Origin of the sequence: Pedobacter sp. KBW06, from assembly GCF_003852525.1 — a bacterium.
Classification (GTDB): domain Bacteria; phylum Bacteroidota; class Bacteroidia; order Sphingobacteriales; family Sphingobacteriaceae; genus Pedobacter.
On the sequence record NZ_QAJL01000005.1, the window covers coordinates 538727 to 557185 of the forward strand.

General features: G+C 43.4%; 8 protein-coding genes. 2 read left to right on the top strand and 6 right to left on the bottom strand.

Going from position 1 to position 18459, the window contains the following annotated elements:
• Positions 1-76: 76 nt before the first annotated feature.
• Positions 77-3943, bottom strand: coding sequence for a TIM-barrel domain-containing protein (locus DBR43_RS28455; protein ID WP_199757150.1), 3867 nt, complete (start codon positions 3941-3943; stop codon positions 77-79).
• A gap of 1034 nt (positions 3944-4977) precedes the next feature.
• Here DBR43_RS28455 and DBR43_RS28460 point away from each other — a divergent pair.
• Both DBR43_RS28460 and DBR43_RS28465 read left to right on the top strand, forming a co-directional pair.
• On the top strand, positions 4978-8067 hold the full coding sequence (locus DBR43_RS28460; protein ID WP_124586719.1) for a SusC/RagA family TonB-linked outer membrane protein: 3090 nt from the start codon (positions 4978-4980) through the stop codon (positions 8065-8067).
• Positions 8068-8082: 15 nt separating this feature from the next.
• Positions 8083-9594, top strand: a complete 1512-nt coding sequence (locus DBR43_RS28465; protein WP_124586720.1) for a RagB/SusD family nutrient uptake outer membrane protein — start codon at positions 8083-8085, stop codon at positions 9592-9594.
• A gap of 858 nt (positions 9595-10452) precedes the next feature.
• On the opposite strand, the gene DBR43_RS28470 is transcribed toward DBR43_RS28465, so the two are convergent.
• The 5 genes from DBR43_RS28470 to DBR43_RS28490 all read right to left on the bottom strand — a co-directional run bounded on the left by DBR43_RS28470 (position 10453) and on the right by DBR43_RS28490 (position 18439).
• A complete protein-coding gene (locus tag DBR43_RS28470; protein WP_199757151.1) occupies positions 10453-11790 on the bottom strand; it encodes a TldD/PmbA family protein in 1338 nt (445 codons plus the stop codon).
• A gap of 5 nt (positions 11791-11795) precedes the next feature.
• Complete coding sequence (locus tag DBR43_RS28475) at positions 11796-13436, bottom strand: TldD/PmbA family protein (RefSeq protein ID WP_124586722.1); 1641 nt, start codon at positions 13434-13436, stop codon at positions 11796-11798.
• A 92-nt stretch (positions 13437-13528) separates the two neighbouring features.
• Complete coding sequence (locus tag DBR43_RS28480) at positions 13529-15166, bottom strand: TldD/PmbA family protein (protein WP_124586723.1); 1638 nt, start codon at positions 15164-15166, stop codon at positions 13529-13531.
• Between the two features lie 319 nt (positions 15167-15485).
• The gene (locus tag DBR43_RS28485) at positions 15486-16802 is read right to left on the bottom strand and encodes a TldD/PmbA family protein (protein WP_124586724.1); all 1317 of its coding nucleotides are present in this window, start codon (positions 16800-16802) and stop codon (positions 15486-15488) included.
• 2 nt (positions 16803-16804) lie between these two features.
• Positions 16805-18439, bottom strand: a complete 1635-nt coding sequence (locus tag DBR43_RS28490; RefSeq protein WP_124586725.1) for a TldD/PmbA family protein — start codon at positions 18437-18439, stop codon at positions 16805-16807.
• Positions 18440-18459: the final 20 nt, after the last annotated feature.

Genomic DNA, 18459 nt, shown 5'->3' on the forward strand with positions numbered 1-18459 from the left:
TCATTATTTAAAGCATGATTAAAAAAGAAAACCCCGCAAATCAGATTTGCGGGGTTTTCTTTATCGGATTGAAATTTTAGAATTTGACGGTATTGAGATTTTTGTCTACCAAAATTCCTTCAATAGCTTTAAGGCTAAAGTTTAGTTTACGTTTTGCTTTTAATTTTAGCACGAAAAGTTCTGTGCTGCCATTTAAAGTCTCTTTGTTACCGATGTTAACGAAAGTTGGGTATAAAACTTTCTCGCCGTTCGTGTGCAACCTGTCGTTGGTCAGGTTTTCCATTTGTTTTACACTCAGGTTTTGTACGCCTATAAATTCGTAATCCGCTGAAAGGTATGGCAATGAGAAGCTGAGCGCATTTACCGATTTCAGGTTTACCCCTTTTACTTTAATCTCGACGATTTCGTCTTTGTTATAGCCAGGTTTTGCAGTACTGATTTCGATCTTACCGGATACTTTTTCTGTTTTAGCAGCTTCTGCTCCGCCATTGAGTTGTGTCGCTACAACTGAGATGTCGTAGGCATCGATACGGTCGTTTTTATTGATGTCACCATTGCTGATGTATCCCTCGAAATCCGCATCACCTTTTTTCAAACCGGTGTAATTGGTGTAAGAGGTGAAATCATTCATGTCAATCAGACGATCGTTGTTGATATCGCCTGGAAGGTAACTCTCTGTTCCGGGAACTTTGAATACATACAATTCACGACCTGAACCGAAACCACCAACACCATCGGCGACAGCAATTTTGATGAAACGGGCGGTTGGGTGATTGGCGAAGTTGAAGATTTTTACATCCTCTGCGTTTTTCCATTCAAATGAACCTGCTTCTGTCCAGTTTTCCTTATTGTTGCTATAGAATACCTTGCCTTTTAGCAATATTCCGTTTCCTCTTCCTCTGCGTGGCAGATAATGGAATTTGTCCAGCTGGTTAATTGATTTCAGGTCCATGATGATGTCAAAAGGAACAGATTTTACGCCCCATTTGGTATGCCACATGTTTCCTTCGTCATAATCGAACAATTTATCAATTTCTGATTCTTCCTGATTTTCGGCAGTGGTTTCTGCTACGATTCCGGAAATGGCAAATTCCAGCGGATTAGATTTTGTAGTTGCCTTCAATTCCGTCCAGTCTGAGAAACCATCTTTATTTACCGCACGTAATTTAAAGGAATAGGGCGTTTCTGCCAATAACCCATCAAATAACAAGGTGGTATCCTTAATCGTGGTATAGTGCATGCCATTGAAATCTATTTCATAGAAATCGGCATGATCAACTTTGTTCCAGGTTGGTTTTAAGGTGTATGCCTCGGTGTTTTTCTCTGTAATGCGGGCATTTGCCGGAGCGGTTAATGTTCCGGATGAAATGCGGTGCTGATCAGCAGGTTCAAATTTAAAACCTTCTACTACCACAGAAACCTCATTTAAGGCAATGTCAGTGCTCGCCAGTTTTACCAGCAGTTGCGGATTTTTGGTGATGATCACTTTTTCAAACTCAGTCCCTTTGGTCGCATATTTATTGAGACTCGGTTTGGCCTCATAGAAATATACATTCTCCTGTTTTTGGAACTCGTCAATGGTGTTGACTTCCGTTAATCTGATTTTATCGTTTCCGATTTTAGCGGAGAGTTTCTTTGGTTTTTCTGTAACGTTTATTCTGAGCTCAGTTGCCTTGTCCTTTACAAAGCCATCGAAATCGCCTTTGGCGGGGTGGATGGTCACTGTTACCTTGTTTTTCTCCTGATCTGACTCGATTAAACTCGAAGTCCCTTTGCCCAGTTTATAGGCTTCGGTTACCCCGTCATCGTCGTATTCCGTGAAAGTCGTTTTTCCGGCAGGATAAAGCTCATAAATCCGCTTGCTTTTATTGATCTCCGCCACATTATTGTTCGGATTTGTCATCGGGATGATTGCACCGCTTTTGACAAAGAGCGGTAATTTCCAGAGTGGTGCATCAAAAGTATTAAGGATGCTGTTTCCGGCATACCTTTCTCCTGAGAAGTAATCGATCCATAAGCCTTCTGGCAGGTAAATGCCATTGCGGATATCGTTTCCTTTATCGTCTGATTTTGTAGCCTGATAAATCGGCGCAACCAGGAAGGAAGGTCCGTACAGGAATTGATACTGGGTAGCTGTTCCCTGGGTATAGGCATTAGGATATTCCAGGAACATGGCCCTGATCATCGGTAAGCCGGTCACTGCAGCTTTGGAAATGCTGTAAGCATAAGGCATTAATTCTGATTTTAGCTTCAGATAATTGCGGTTAATCGAAGTCACCGGTTCTGCCAATGCATGTGGATATTTCTCATTTGCTCCCCAGCCATCCATATTCAGCTCCATTGGCGTGAAAGTTTTCCATTGGAAGTCCCTGGCATTGATTGCCGGATTTTTGCCGCCAAAGATGCCGTCCATGTCTGAAGTGATGTTCGGTTGACCGGATAAACCTGAACCTATATAGGTAGGGATATGGAAACGGATGTATTCCCAAACTCCTCCGGTCTGATCGCCAGACCATACACCTGCATAACGCTGCGTACCTGCCCAGCCATCCAGAGAGATGATAAAAGGCCTGCTGCTATTCCCGTAATATGGGATGATTTGTGCGACATCTGCGACACCGTTAAGTCCGAATGAATACCCGGCACCTACCCAGGCCACATCCGTTTTTAAAACACGAACACCGGCATCTCTTACTTCTTTGATGATGTCCCTTTGAAGTAAAGCACTGACTTCCGGTTTTGGATGAAGGTCGGATTGTGTCCATAAACCAATTTCTACACCATTCTTGCGGGCATAATCTCCTAAACTTTTCAGGTTTTGTATATTTCCATCTAAAGTTTCGGTCTGTCCGTAGCCAGCGCCGTAACCATCATTGGGCAATAACCAGCCAAATGGCATGTCGTTCTTCTTATACCTGTCGATCACCGCACGTGCAGAGAACTGGTAATTGTTCTTCTCTCCGTTGAGGGATTCTTTTATTCCTCCATTGTCTTTCTGGCCTTCTTTATATCGTTTGCCATCTTCAAACAAAGTCCCTTTTTCATCTTCTTTCCAGAAGTCGCGGTTGTAGGCATTCAGGTGTCCCTGATAGAAACCGAATTTTGGGAGCAAGATGGGGTTTCCGGTCAGCTGATAAAAATCATTTAACAAAGCGGAAGCACCATCGCTGACCATAAAAAATGCATCCAGGTAATCTGAATCATGGGAAAGCTTTACCAGGCCTTTTTCTTTGGCTCCAAAGTCGTACTTACCTTTTTTGAAGGTATGCCACATCATGCCATAGCCATTTGAAGACCAGTAAAAAGGTGTTGGAGAAGCTACACCTCCATCCGTCCAGCTGTTCTGGTTTTCTATGGAGATCGCTTTTCCTTTATGCGAAAAACGGCCATTTTGCACACCACCACCATAAAAATATTCCTGAGGCTGCTCTTTTAAGGTTAGAGTTACCTTTCCTTTTTCAAAATTAATGGGCGCTGCTTCTTCCAGAACAATTGCTTTGGTGGCCTGATTAATCACCTTTAGCAGGGAAGTGTTTTTATCGATAAGTACCGTAATCTTATCTGTTGAAATGGTAATTTGCTGGTTATCATCACTAAGCTCCAGTTTTGAAACTGCTCTTCTCGGATTCTCTACTAATATTTTAGCTTCCGGTTTGGCTTCAGGATCACGGATAAATCCTCCTGAATTGTCCTGAAAGAGTCTGAACATGTTTCCGCCGTAGAAATCGAGCGTTAACCGCTGGTTGTCGGAAAACAATAATTCCACGGAAGTAGAATTGATCTTTTTTGCGCTGATCACTTTCTGACTGCGCATCATGGCTTGTTTTACGATGTTCATTTTTGGCATTGCCGATGCTGGGATATAGGAAACCAGCAATGGGAAGGCAAGCGCAAGCAGAACAGCGTTTTTTGGGTTAGCATCTCCAAATAATTTTTTCATCATTCTTAGAATAGGTTTTTCTGAGATTTCATGCTGACAGATACCTGTTGGCATTCTATTGGTCATCCCAGGTGTTTGTGTGTTGTAGCTGCCGAATATAGGAATTATGGGTATAAATCTATCTCAGGTGCCCATGCTACAGACCGATCTGCAGGCATAAATTCGTTGTTTTGCCTCCCAGAGTGATTTATTCCAAAGGTGATCGGCTTTGGAGCAGTAAAATATTTTAAGCAAAAAGCCGAATTTCGGCCTCTAGAGCCTCAAAAAGGGTGTTTAGCTCCCGTGCCTTCTTCATGCAAACGGTTGCGTAAATATTGTCAGTTTGAGCCTGAAAAATAGCTGAGACGAGCCACTTATTCTCCAGCCCAAAAGAGCTGATTTTAGGCCTTTATCGATACATGGAGGGCAAAATCAAGGTTAACAGAACTTTTTATTTCATTAATGTAAAATGGAGGAGGAATTGCTCAGATTAAAAAACCGGCTAAAAAATCAATCGTTTGCGCAGAAATCATACTTAATCTATCTGAGTCCGCTTAGGTACTCGTCCATGCCCCGGTTATTAACCCCTCTATTCTACTATCCATTTGTTCCAAAAAAAATGCTTTGACTGTTTTTTATGAAACAATAACCAATCAATCTTCAGGAATTTAAACTTACTATCCCCCCTCCCAGCCCTAAAATAAGCGATTAATCAGCTCTTTTGACAATTCCCTGATAGAATTCATTTAAAGTCTATCGATTTAGTAGTGTTTTTATCTATATTTGCAGCCGTAACGCGTAATCCGTATAAGTAAAGACACATTATGAACAATTTTCTACTTTATCTCTATCAAGTTGCTGACTTCACAGCAAGCTTAATTCTTAACCGTAAGCCGGCACTCCGAATGTGTTGTTGCATGGCCTAATCCTACATTAATCTAATTTATTAACAAGTCCATCCAGCCTTTTATCAGGCTGAGGGAGACTATTGCCTAAAATTTTCCATACGGGAAGTTTTCAGGGAAACAACAATCATTAATTAACGAACAAATTTTCTGATGAAAACAAGATTATCTATTTTATTTCTTTTGTTCTTCATTCAATTTACAAAAGCCCAGGACGTATATCAGGTCACAGGTAAAGTAATTGAAAAAGGAACCAAACTTCCCCTCCCAGGGGTCAGCATCCTGATCAAAGGATCTAAATCCGGGACTACATCCGATCAGTCGGGTAATTTTAAATTAAAGCTCAATAATCCAAAGGAAACACTGACGTTTTCATTTCTGGGTTTTGCCAGTCAGGACGTCATTGCTACAGCTGGTGAAAGCCTGAATATAGTACTGACCGACGCTTCAAATGAACTGGATGAAGTGGTGGTAGTGGCTTATGGTACCGCAAAAAGAAGGGACATTACCGGATCTGTATCAAGAATTGGTGGGGATCAGCTTCAAAACAGGCAGGTATCTAATATTACTAAAGCTTTACAAGGTCTGGCACCAGGAGTTCAGGCGGTATCCGCCAGCGGACAACCCGGAACTTCGGCCACGATCCGGATCCGCGGAATCGGTTCCATTAATGCTTCCAGTGCTCCTTTATATGTGGTAGATGGAAACCCTTTTTCCGGCGACTTAAGCTCGATCAATCCGAGCGACATAGAATCGATCAGTGTGTTGAAGGATGCTGCTTCCAGTGCATTGTATGGCTCCAGAGGTGCGAATGGTGTAATTATCATCACTACGAAAACAGGAAAAAAAGGTGGAGACACACAAATCAATGCCAGTATTAGTCAGGGGGTGTCTAAGCGTGCAGTAAAAGATTACGAGCAGGTAACTACAAATGAGTACTTTGAAAGCTATTGGTTAGCAGCAAAGAATAAATTAAGGGTCTCAAATCCGACTTTCACAGAGGATGCACTGGGACTTGCAGCAGGCCGGCAGCTGATTACCGATCTGGGCATCAACCCTTATGGTTCTAATTATCCTAACCCGGTAGGCTTAGATGGAAAGATTGTTCCTGGAGCAACTCCTTTATGGAACGATGACTGGGGGAAAGCTACCCAGCAGACGGCGAGAAGAACCCAGGCAGATCTCAGCTTTAACGGAGGCTCCGAGAAAAGTCAGTATTACATCTCCGGAGGATACCTTAATGATAAAGGGATTGCACTGGCTTCAGGATTTCAACGTTACAATGCAAGAATCAACCTGACTACGCAGGCAAAAAAATGGCTTACCGCAGGGTTAAATGTTTCGGGCGCAAACTCATTGCAGGATTATCCAACTTCCGAAGACAGCAATACCGCTAACGTTATTCAGTATTCAAGAGCGATTCCAAGCTTCTACCCTATTTTTGAACGCAATCCTGACGGATCCTTTAAGCTTGATGGAAATGGAAATAAAGTACCTGATTTTGGTGCTTACCGCCCTGCCTCGGCCATTCCAAGAAGTAACCTTCCGGCAACAGTAGGCCTGGATAAATCTCAAATCATGAAGGACAATGTTTCGGCAAGGGCCTTTCTTGAAGCCACCATTATTCCTGAACTTAAACTTAAAACAAGTTATAGTGGTGATTATTTAAACAGCAACATCCATAATTATACGAACCCGCTATTGGGAGATGGTGTATCTACCCAGGGTGAGGTATCTAAAAGCAACGCCAGGACTTATTCCTGGACCTGGAACAACATCCTGACTTATGATAAAACCTTCAACGACCATCACCTGAATTTATTGGCCGGTCAGGAGCTTTATAAGTTCAATTACAGGATCATTTCCGGTTCAAGACAACGTTTTGTTCTTCCGGGTTTTGACGAACCCGATGCCGCGGCACAACTTACGGGTTTCAGTGGAAACTCCATTGATTATACGCTGTTAAGTTTCCTTGGAAGAGCAGAATATGATTATAAGAAACGTTATTTCTTTTCAGCATCCCTAAGGTCAGATGGTACTTCAAGGTTCTCTCCTGCACAACGATGGGGTACATTCTGGTCGCTGGGAGCTTCCTGGAAAATTTCGGAAGAGGCTTTCCTGAAAGAAACACCATGGTTGAGCACATTGACCCTAAGAAGCAGTTATGGTGCACAGGGTAATGACAATATCGGAACCTATTATGCTTACAAAGGTCTTTACTCTATTAAGAGTAACCTCGGAGAAAATGGATTGGTGACTTCCAGACTGGAAACTCCATCCCTGAAATGGGAATCCAACCTGAACCTGAATATTGGTCTTGATTTTGGTTTGTTCAATGACCGCATCAGTGGTACGATAGAATATTTCGACAGAAGGTCTAAGGATTTGCTGTTTAGTCGCCCTAAAGCGCCATCATTAGGATTTAGCGCTATAGATGATAATATTGGTGCCTTAAAAAATACGGGTATTGAAGTTCAGTTAAACGCAGTTCCTGTACGGACTACAGACTTCAGATGGACGATCAGTCTGAATGCTACCCATTATAAAAACACGATCACTGCCCTTCCGCAAAAGGAGATTAAAACTGCCACCAAAATCATGCGTGTAGGTGGTACGACTTCTGATTTCTTCCTGAGAGAATGGGCTGGTGTGAATCCCGAAAATGGAGATCCGCAGTGGTACAGAACAGACGCTGCCGGAAATAAAGTGTTGACCAATGTTTATTCCAGCGCAACTCAATATGTTCAGAAAACCTCTTTGCCGGTTCTTACGGGTGGTATTTCAAATACTTTCAACTATAAGGAATTTGAGGTTTCTGCCCTATTGTCCTACAGCATTGGCGGGAAGGTCCTTGATGGTGATTATATGGGATTGATGCATGCGGGAAGGTCTATCGGCCGGCCATGGTCTAAAGAAATTCTTACACACTGGACTCCTGAAAACCGCAATACAGATGTACCGCGATTAATTACCGACGACGCAGGATGGGCACAGGCTTCCACAAGATTTTTATACAGTGCAACTTATGCACGTCTTAAAAACCTGACTGTAGGTTACAATTTGCCTAAGTCTTTAGCGAGTAAATGGGGATTGTACAACCTGAAGCTGACGCTAACGGGAGAAAACCTGCTTACTTTTTATGGACACCAGGGAATGGATCCGGAGCAAACGATCGAAGGAACAACCTATTTCAGGTATCCTTCTATGAAGACCTTCTCTGCAGGACTTAACCTTACTTTCTAATTTAATCTTACGACAATGAACTTAAAGAAATTCACCTATATCACTGCTGCAGCCTTTCTGGTACCCTTCCTGGGTTGCAAGAAGGACCTGAATACCAGTCCGACAAATGCAGTAGAATCCTCCGTAATTTATGCCAACACGGCAAACATTGAGACGGTTCTGAATGGCACATGGGCCTACATGCACGAAACTTTTTTCACTTATGCAAATCCAGGCTATTCCACGATCCTGAGAATGAGTGATGCCATGGGCGATGATGTGGCCATTATTCAAAATAAATATGGATATGCAGACTCCTATAATTTTACTCAGGCCTCGAACACGAGCCGTCTGAGCGCGATATGGACCATCCTGTACAAAGTGATCGACAATTGCAATAACATCATCACCAAAATTGATGCAGCATCCGGATCTGATGCCGACAAAGCAAGGATCAAAGGACAAGCCATGGCTTTAAGGGCGAATAGTTATTTGAACCTGGTTACTTATTATCAGTTCAATTACCAGGTCAATCCCCTGGCAAAAGGAGTTCCGCTTTATACAGAACCGACCACTCCTGCTACAGTTCCCAAAGCAAAATCAACGTTGGAAGAGATCTATAAACTGATCGTATCGGATTTAACTCAGGCGGCACAAGCCCTACCGAGTTACAATCGCCCGAATACGACAAAATACAAAATCAATATCGATGTTGTACATGGTTTGCTGGCCAGAACTTATCTGAACATGGGCAAATGGGATCTTGCCGCTCAAGAGGCGCTGGAAGCTAAGAAAAACTATAATTACATGTCTGCGGCTGAATATGCCAATGGATTTAATGACCTTAAAAACAGTGAATGGATCTGGGGTCAGGGACAACAGGCAGATCAAAGTAATGCCAGTTATACTTTTCATTATCTTGATGTAGCGACGAGTGCAGCTTATTATTACAGCTTTATGGCTGATCCAAACTTTCTAAAGCTTTTTGATAACACGGATATCAGGACTAAATTGTTCTTATGGGATGGTTTACCAGGAAGAGAAGGTTACCTGCGCTATCAGAAATTCAAGTTCCGCCCTGATGTAACGGGTGATATTGTTCTGATGAGGTCGGCAGAAATGACGCTGATCGCAGCAGAGGGTTACGCCAGAAATGGCGATCTTTCCAGAGCAGCATTAATTCTGAATGAATTACTCAGCGCGAGACAAGCGAGTCCGTTTGTATTGGGTTCGAAATCTAAAGAAGAAGTGATTGCCACCATTCTGATAGAAAGAAGAAAAGAATTATGGGGAGAAGGTTTCTCTTTATCAGACATCCTGAGAACGCAATCTGCAGTAGTCAGACTTCCTGCACTGGGTGCAGATGGACAACCACTAAAAGTGACGGTGATTGGTCCTGACGGGAAAGCTAAAGAAGTATTGGCGAAACAGCATACTACGCTTAAGTTTGCTGATAAAGATAAACCGAACTTTGTACCGAATAGTCCATATTACCTGATCCCTTTGCCACAGGCAGAATTAGATAATAATCCTAATATTAATAATTAGAATGGAGCGCTGGTTTTAATATTGCTCTTATTTAAAAAAGATCCCTGACTCTTCAAAGGCTGGAATCTTTGCCCTGAAGGGGGCAAATTTCCTAGGCCTTTTCTGAGCAGGGATCTTTTTTATTCAAAATTATCACGAAAAATACTGCTCAATAATTTCAAGTAATATCTGATCAATATTATATCTCAATTCAGATGAGCTTGGCTTATGCAGCTTTAAATCGAAGTAAACTGGGCGTGTCAAGATATATTAGATGGGTTCATAAATATTTTAAACTAAAACAAATCGTGTCAGATCAACTCAGATTAAATGAGTTCCGCTTAAATAGCTTTAAATTAAAGCAAATGTGTCAGATCAACCCAGATCAAATGAGTTCCGCTTAAATAGTTCTAAATTAAAGCAAACGTGTCAGATCAACCTAGATCACCTAAGTTCCACTTAAATAGTTCTAAATTAAAGCAAACGTGTCAGATCAACCCAGATCAAATGAGTTCCGCTTAAATAGTTCTAAATTAAAGCAAACGTGTCAGGTCAACCCAGATCAACTGAGTTCCACTTAAATAGCTTTAAGTTAAAAACAAACGCTGTCAGGTCGGCCTAAATGATGATTTTTTTGAGAAATTCAAACAACGACAGCCTGTAGAAAGGCTTAGTAAACCTAATCCTGGAGCCTGCCTAAATCTTTAATCTCCAAAAAAGCTAAACACTTTTCTATGAAAACTATGAGGGGCCATCCAGGAAAAAGATGCGTTCTAAGAAAAGGCATAGGAAGATTTGCCCCCTTCAGGGCAAACATTCCAGCCTTTGAATAGTAATGCTTCTTTTTCAGTTCAATCTTTTAAACAAACAAATAAAAAACTAAACCGCATCAGACAAAGAAGTAAATGTGAAATCCCTGATTTTCAACGGAGGCAACAGATAGTTTGTATTTGACTCTGCGCTAACTGTCCTTTCCGATCGTCCCATTTCGTCAAGATTATTTAACATAATGATTGGACTTTCATTGAATCTGAAATTCTTAACAGGGAATTTAATCTCTCCATTTTCTATATAAAACGTACCATCCCTGGTCAGTCCTGTGACCAATAAAGTCTGCGGATCAACAGGGCGAATATACCATAACCTTGTTACCAGAATTCCCTTTTCCGTGCCTTTGATCAGCTCTTCAAGCGTTTTGGTGCCACCAACCATGATTGCTCCATCCGGAGAAGGAAGTGATTTTATCCCTGTCTTCTGTGCCCAGTATCTGGAAGCATACAGGTTTTTCACTACTCCTTTTTCAATCCAGTTGACTTTTCCCTGAGGTCTTCCATCCCCATTCCAGTTAGAGGTAGGAAGTTCCGGATTCCAGGGGTCAGAGTAAATATTGACCCTTTCGTCCAGCAGCTGTTCTCCCACTTTTGTTTTCCCTCCTGGTTTGCTCATGGAGCTCCGACCTTCATCTGCCTGTCTGGCATCAAGATCGAAGAATAAGTTTTCGAGCATTACTGCAACAGCCGTGGGTTCGAGGATAACCGTATATTTTCCCGGCTCAATGGCTTTTGCCGTTACGGATGCAAGGGCTTTCTTTGCAGCGATGGCGGTATCGGCTTTTGTATTGAGTTTGGTATAATCATTATAGCCTTTGGTTGCATATCCGGAACCTTTACCGTCCTCTGTTCTGATGGTAATGTTAAAGGCCACATCGGTAGATTTGTTATAGGCAAATAAGCCATTGCTGTTCATCATGGCAGAAAAACCGGCGCTGTTGGATAGGAATCCAGCTGCATTCAGTTTGTTTTCCTTTGCCTGATTCAGGCTTTCCTGCACTGCATCAGCTCTTTCTTTGGGGCCCATGGCGGCAGTAGCCTCAGAAAACGTAGGCGATTCCGGTCCGTACTCCTGTGGACCCAGGAAAGGCATAAATTCCGGATTTTCGGGTGCCAGCTGTGCCAGTTCTTCCGCTCTTCTCACTACTTTCTCGAGTGAAGCATCATCAAACTCGTTGATTGTCGCTACACCGGATTTTTTTCCGAAGGCAGAGTTCACGACCAGGCTGTTCGTGCTGATTCCACCGCTGGTAGATACCGAACTTCTCGCATACCTGATGTTACCACCATCGGATCCGCTGAGGTTTACTTCACATTGTTCTGCTTTTGAGTAGCTAAGGACTTTCGTTAAAAGTGCTTTCGCTTGTTCTTTAGTTAGTATTGCCATGATTCCTATCCGATTTTTCTAGCTGTATTGATTACATTAACTCCATTGAAACGCGCGGTGGCAGATCCATGAGATACTGCACTCGACTGGCTTGGTTGTCCCTTGCCATCAAAGAATGACCCACCTAAACGGTAATCACTTTTATCGCAAACTGCAACACAGGAATTCCAGAACTCCTGCGTATTGGCCTGATAGGCGACATCTTTAAGCATTCCCACGATTTTACCTGCTTTAATCTCGTAATAAAGCTGTCCGCCGAACTGGAAATTGTAGCGTTGCTGATCAATGGAGAAGCTGCCGTCCCCTACGATATAAATTCCTTTTTCTACATTCCTGATCTGATCTGCGATGCTCAATATTTTTTTACCCGGCTGCAGGGAGATGTTTGCCATACGCTGGAACTGAACACTACTCCAGTTATCCGCATAGCAGCATCCCTGAGAATGGTCCAGGCCAACGATGTGTGCCTGATCGCGGATGGCCTGATAATTTACCAGTACCCCATCTTTGATCACATCCCATTGACCGCATTTTACACCTTCATCATCATAACCTACGGCACCCAGTGAGCCTAATTCAGTTTTATCTGCTGTAATGTTCACTTCTTTGCTTCCATACTGGAATTTCTTAGACTCCCATTTGTCCAGCGTAAGGAAGCTCGTTCCTGCGAAATTGGCTTCATAGCCCAATACGCGATCCAGTTCAGTAGGGTGTCCACAGGATTCATGGATCGTTAGCCAAAGGTGTGAAGGGTCCAGCACGAGGTCATATTTCCCGGGTTCAACCGATTTGGCTTTTAATTTTTCACCCACCTGAGCGGCCGCTTGTTTGGCATCTTCAAGCATGTCATACCTTCCTTTGTAAAGCGTTCCTGAGGCTGTTTTTATTTTATCTTCCGGTCTGGCATCCAGGTATTCATAGCCTTTACCTGCAGGTGCACTTAAAGAGTTTCTAGTTTCAAATTTTCCGGTTTCCTTATTGATTTTAGTGATGAAGAATGTTGGCCAGATGCGGTGAATGTCCTGATCGATATAAGAGCCGTCTGTTGAGGCGAAATACTTTTGTTCGTTGACGGTAAAGATGACCGAGTTGATGTAATCTGCTCCACCTTTCATGGCGGCATCATTTACAGAGAGCAGCAAGTCTACTTTCTCTTTAATCGGCACTTCGAAAGCATTTTTCTCGATTGGTGCTTTCCAGCTGACTTCCCCATAGCCCTTTTGCGGTGCAAGTTTTACCGGCTCAGACTGCAGGCGACTGTTTTCTTTGGCAATAGATACTGCCAGCTCTGCCGCTTTAGCGATGCTGTCTTTGTCCATTTTATCTGTGGCAGCAAAGCCCCAGCATCCATTGGCAATGACCCGGATACCAACCCCATAGGATTCGGTATTCACAATATTCTGCACTTTATCTTCCCTGGTAATCACAAACTGGTTCAGGTAACGGCCTACGCGGACATCCGTATAGGTTGCTCCTTTTGAACGTGCCGCATTCATGGCTACATCGCTCAGGATCTTTTTGGCCGCCGGATCAATGTATTCGAGGGCCCTTTCCGGGGAGATTTCGTTCCCCCAAACAGGAATAGCAGGAAGCATTGCTGCGGCTGCCCCAACGCCTGTTAAGTAAATAAAATTTCTTCGTTTCAAGTTAAGGTGGGTTTAAGGTTAATTAATAATAACAATAAGACGCTAATGGCCTGAAAAAGTTACAAGTTAAGTACCAGAACTCTCCCCGGTTTTTAGCCTAATTTTCTTCCTGTATTGATCACATTTACACCATTAAATCTGGTGGTCGGACTTCCGTGGGAAACGGCACTCACCTGACCAGGTTGTCCTTTTCCATCGGCAAATGTCCCACCTAAGCGATAGTCGTTTTTGTCGCAAAGCTGAGTACATGAATTCCAAAATTCCTGGGTATTGGCCTGATAGGATGCATCTTTAAGCATGCCCACTATTTTGCCCTCTTTGATCTCATACGCCAGCTGCGCGCTGAATTGAAAGTTATAGCGTTGCTGATCGATAGAATAAGAGTTGCGGCCGAACATATAAATTCCTTTTTCAACATTTTTCACCAGGTCGGCAGCACTTAAAGTACCTTTTCCCGGTGCAAGGGCAACATTTGGCATCCTTTGAAACTGAATGCTTTCCCAGCTGTCTGCATAGCAGCAGGCCTGGGAAGCTTTAAGCCCAAGAATATGTGCCTGATCTCTGATTGTTTGATAATTCACCAAAATTCCATCCCTGATGATATCCCAGTTGCCACATTTCACCCCTTCATCATCGTATCCTACTGCGCCCAACGATCCGGATTCTGTTTTATCTGCAATGACATTCACCACTTTACTTCCAAAATTGAACTTTTTACTCTCCCATTTATCCAGCGTCAGGAAGCTTGTCCCTGCATAATTCGCTTCGTAGCCCAGTACTCTATCCAGTTCTGTGGGATGACCTACAGATTCATGAATCGTCAGAAATAAATGTGTTGGATCCAATACCAAATCATACTTACCTGGCAGTACCGGCTTCGCTTTCAGCTTTTCTGCCACATGAACCGTTGCCTCTTTAATGTCTTCCAGCAGATCATAGCGTTTCTTATACATCGTCACCGGGCCACCTTTAATCTTCTCTGATTCTTTAGGTGTAAGGTATTCGAATCCCATCCCCATCGGTGCACTCAAAGCATTTCTGGTTTCAAATTTCCCTCCCGCGGGATCAATCCTGGTCACGGTGAATGTTGGCCAGATCCGATGGATATCCTGGTCAATATATGAACCATCCGTAGAAGCAAAATATTTCTGTTCATTCACCATAAAAAGATTAGAATTCACATATTTAGCCCCTCCCTTGATGGCTTCATTGTTTGCATTCAACAACATAGCCACCTTATCCGTAATTGGAACCTCAAATGCATTGATTTCCACTGGTGTCTTCCAGCTCACCTCACCAAAGCCTTTCTGTGGGGCAAGTTGTACCGGCTCGACCAAAAGCCTGGCATTTCCTTTAGCAATTGCTACCGCCATTTCCGCTGCTTTAGCGATACTGTCATCATCCAGATTATTGGTTGCTGCAAAACCCCAGCTTCCGTTGGCAATGACCCTTACCCCCATCCCGTAAGACTCCGAATTGGCGATGTTCTGCACCTGACTTTCCCTGGTGGCGATCACCTGATTCAAATACCTGCCAATACGTACATCTGTATAAGTTGCTCCCTTCGAACGGGCCGTGTTGAGGGCCACATCAGCCATTCTCTTTTTCAACTGAACATCAACAGGCGTTAATGCTTCCTCCACACTGATCTCTTTCCCAAAAAGCGGTAAATGAACCATAGAGGCACCAATGCCTACCCCGGTCATGTATAAAAAGTCTCTTCTTCTCAATTTCTATAAATTATTAATCATAATGATGCGCAGCAAAATGGAATGTCTAACCAAATCGGATGCTATTTTTTGCAACATCGAGGGGCCGCCCAGGAAAAAGATGCGTTCTAAGAAAAGGCCTAGGAAGATTTGCCCCCTTCAGGGCAAAGATTCCAGCCTTTGAATAGTAATGCTTCTTTTTCATTCCTGCTTTATCAATCCTGCGCCTGCAATCCCGCTCTTAAAATCCTACTATTGCAATCTTGTTCTTGAAACCCTGCTCCTGCAATCCTGCTCCTGAAACCCTACTATTGCAATCCTGCTCGTTTAAAAACAAAAACTAAACCGCATCAGACAAAGAAGTAAAAGTGAAGTCCCTGATTTTCATTGGCGGAATCATTCCGCTTCCAGTTCTAACCGGCTTACCCAATGCTTCAACATTGTTCAGCATAATCACCGGACTTTCATTGAACCTGAAATTCTTCACCGGAAACTTAATCTCTCCATTCTCAATATAAAACGTACCATCTCTGGTAAGCCCGGTCAGCAATAAAGTCTGCGGATCCACAGAGCGGATATACCAAAACCGGGTGACCAATATTCCTTTTTCCGTACTTTTTATCAGCTCTTCCAAAGTCTGCGTACCACCTTCCATCACAATACTTCGGTTAAACGGAACCGGTGCGACTCCTTTTTGTCCTGCCCAATACCTGGAATAGGCCAGGTTTTTCACTACTCCTTTTTCCACCCATTGGGTTCTTTTCACTTTCAACCCATCCTCGCTCCATGCTGCTGAAGGAACATCCGGGTTCATTGGATCCGAGTAAATATTTACATTTTCAGAGAACAGTTGTTCGCCAAGGCGGGTTCCCCCTCCTTTTTTACTCATGAAGCTTCTGCCTTCATCAGCACTACGCGCATCGAATCCTCTGAACATGTTTCCCAGCATATCACTCGCTGCCAGTGGTTCCAGGATCACCGTATATTTCCCTGGTTCAATCGCTTTTGCTGTGGCAGAGCCTAAGGCTTTTGATGCCGCAATTTTGCTTAAAGCCAGCGTATCCATTTTGTCCAGGTCATTGAATTGCTGTTCGATATAACCTGAACCTGTCCCTGCCTGGTTTCTTACCGTTACCGAGAAAGAGACATTTGTTCTCTTATTATAGGCAAACAGGCCTTTGGAGTTCATGACCGCAGCAAACCGTGTGGAGTTCTCCAGGAATCCGGCGGCTTCCAGGTTAGCTGCTTTAGAGACCTGTAGGCTTTTACCTACCATTTCTGCTCTGGTATCCGGCGTCATTGCCGCTGTATTTTCATTATATGTTGGGGATTCTTCAAAATCCTGGGCACCCAGCAGCGGCATAAACTCCGGATTTTCCGGGGCCAGCATTGCCAGTTCTTCCGCTCTTTTCACTACTTTCTGCAGGGAGGCATCATCAAACTCATTGATCGTTGCCGTTCCTGTTTTCTTACCAAAAGTGGAACTTACTGCCAGGTCCATCACGCTGATTTGTCCGGCGGTAGATACTGCATTTCTGGCATAACGGATATTTCCGCCATCTGAACCATTCAGACTGATTTCACAGAACTCTGCTTTTGAAAAGCTAAGTACTTTTTTTAGGATTGCCTGGGCTTCTTCTTTATTTAAAATCGCCATAATTAAATCTTTCTTGCTGTATTAATAACGTTAACTCCATTAAAACGGGTGGTTGCACTACCATGCGATACGGCACTGCTTTGTGAAGGTTGTCCTTTACCATCATTGAAAGAGCCACCCAGACGGTAATCGCTCTGATCGCATATTGCCGAGCAGGAATTCCAGAACTCCTGGGTATTCGACTGGTAGGCCACATCATTCAGCATGCCTGCGATTTTTCCATTTTTAATCTCATAGAATGTTTGTCCGCCGAACTGGAAGTTATAGCGTTGCTGATCAATGGAAAAGCTGCCGTTTCCGATGATATAGATTCCTTTTTCGACGTTCCTGATCATATCATCTACACTTAGCTTTTGCTTTCCTGCTTCCAGCGAGATGTTTGGCATGCGCTGAAACTGCACATCATCCCAGCCCTGGGCATAGCAGCAGCCCTGCGATTCTTCCAGTCCAATGATGTGTGCCTGATCGCGGATGGCCTGATAGTTCACCAGAACCCCATCTTTAATGATGTCCCATTTTTTACATTTCACACCTTCATCATCATATCCTACTGCACCCAATGAACCTACCTGGGTTTTATCCGCTATTACATTTACCTGATCACTACCGAATTTAAATTTCTTAGACTTCCATTTATCGAGGGTGAGGAAACTTGTTCCTGCATAATTCGCTTCATATCCCAATACCCTGTCCAGCTCTGTCGGGTGACCTACAGACTCATGGATCGTGAGCCATAAATGTGAAGGATCGAGTACCAGGTCATATTTTCCAGGCTCAACAGATTTTGCTTTCACTTTTTCTGTGGCGTTAAGTGCGGCAGATTTAGCATCTTCCAGCATGTCGTAACGGCCTTTATACCGGGTTACTACCCCCTGAACTTTGTCCTGAGGACGGGCGTTCATGTATTCATACCCCATTCCCATTGGGGAGCTCAGTGCCGATCTTGTCTGGAATTTCCCGGATTCCCGGTCTATCCTTGTCACATTAAACGAGGGATAGATGCGATGAATGTCCTGATCTATATAAGAACCATCTGTAGAGGCAAAATATTTCTGTTCATTGACCGCGAAGATGACTGAGTTGACGAAGCTTGCGCCATTTTGCATTGCGATGTCGTTCACATTCAATAAAAGGTCCACTTTTTCTTTTACCGGAACTTCGAAAGCATTGATTTCTATAGGCGTTTTCCAGCTCACTTCCCCAAAACCTTTTTGTGGTGCCAGCTGCACAGGTTCGCCCTGTATTTTAGCGTTTGCCTTTGCCACGGCTACCGCTTGTTCTGCTGCTTTTGCGACATCCTCTTTGGTCACTTTATTCGTGGCTGCAAAACCCCAGCATCCATTGGCAAGCACCCGTACGCCGATGCCATAAGACTCGGTATTGGCTACCCCCTGAACCCGTTTTTCACGCGTGGCGACAAATTGATTCAGGTAACGTCCAATCCGGATATCAGCATAAGTTGCACCTTTAGATTTTGCCGCATTTAATGCCACATCGGCCAGTTCTTTTTTAATTTTTACATCTACTCCCTCCAGTGCTTGTAAGGGATCTATTGGATTTCCGAAAGCAGAGAGGTCAGGAAGCATCAATGCGCCCATCCCTATTCCGGATAAGTAGAGAAAGTCTTTTCTTTTCAAGTGGTTCGGTTGGTTAGGTT